Origin of the sequence: Aquimarina megaterium XH134 (assembly GCF_000520975.1) — a bacterium.
Lineage (GTDB): Bacteria > Bacteroidota > Bacteroidia > Flavobacteriales > Flavobacteriaceae > Aquimarina > Aquimarina megaterium.
This window is the reverse complement of sequence record NZ_JACB01000120.1, coordinates 1-1,222: the sequence shown is the minus strand read 5'-3', so window position 1 is coordinate 1,222 and position 1,222 is coordinate 1. Positions and strand designations below refer to the sequence as shown.

The 1,222-nt window shown below is 34.7% G+C and carries 1 protein-coding gene; it reads right to left on the bottom strand.

Annotated features, from left to right (window positions below):
- Nucleotides 1-1,222, bottom strand: a 1,222-nt coding sequence (locus Z053_RS29555) for a discoidin domain-containing protein (protein ID WP_035097201.1), incomplete at both ends; no start/stop codon positions are given.

Here is a 1,222-nt window from a genome sequence, read left to right as displayed (position 1 = left end):
AGTAAGAAAATCATTCCCCCATGAGCAAGAACCTCCATCAGTAGAACCTCCTTTTCCAAACAATTCGATTTCAGATGCTTGTAGGATGGTTCCGCTATTGTTTCTCATAGATAATCGATAATAGTTGTAAGAAGAGGTAGTGCTTACCTGAAAAGTTCTTTTCTGATTTCTATTCGGGAAATTTTGATTAGATCTTTGATCAATATTTTGCCAGGAACTTCCGTTTGTAGATCCTTGCAAAGTCCAGCTCTTAGGATCTCTTTCTGGCGCATCGTTTCCAGAAGTTATTGTGTATGAAGATAATGTATAATTTTTGGTTGCTATATATTGTACCCATGCAGAAACATTAAAAGTTAAAAACTTAGAATTAGGATTGTTATCAATCAATTTAGATATATCCTCATAAGATGGTGAATTATTATGTTGATCAGAAATAGTTCCCCCGTCATTAGTGATGTCAATAATTTCTCCACCATCATTTTTTGAAGATACAGTGATGTACTCAGATTTAATTTTAGTATCCGAACCATCTCTATTTATTACTTTTAGAGTTACCGAATAGGTTCCAGCTCTATTATACGTCACTACAGGATTAGTTTGTGTACTACTAGACGGGCTACCTCCATCAAATGTCCAATTATATGAAGTAGCATCTGTAGAAGAATTGGTATAGGATATACTTTCTTCTTCTTTTATGTTGGTTTTATTAGCCTTAAAATCGGCTATAGGAAGTTGTTGTGTGTTTTTTTCTTTTCCAAATAATTCGACTTCTGCAACCTGTAAAATAGTGCCGCTATTATTGGCCATCGATAATCGGTAATATTTGTAAGCGGTAGAAGTGTTAACTGTAAAACTTCTTTTTTGATGTCTGTTCGGAAAATCTTGATTAGATCTTTGATCGATATTTTGCCAGGAATTTCCATTTGTAGATCCTTGTAAAGTCCAGTTTTTTGGATCTCTCTCTGGAGCATCATTTGCAGAAGATAAAGTGTAAGAAGATAAAATATAAGATGTACTGGCTTTATACTGTACCCATGCAGATGCATTAAAGGTTAGGTATTTCGAATTGATAGTATTGTCGATTAATTTTGATATACCTTCGTTAGATGGGGAATCATTATATTGACTAGAAACTGTTCCGCCATCATTAGTAATGTCGATTAGATCTCCATTACTGCCACCGCAATCCAGGTTCCATGGGTAATCACCGTCGTAATCAAGA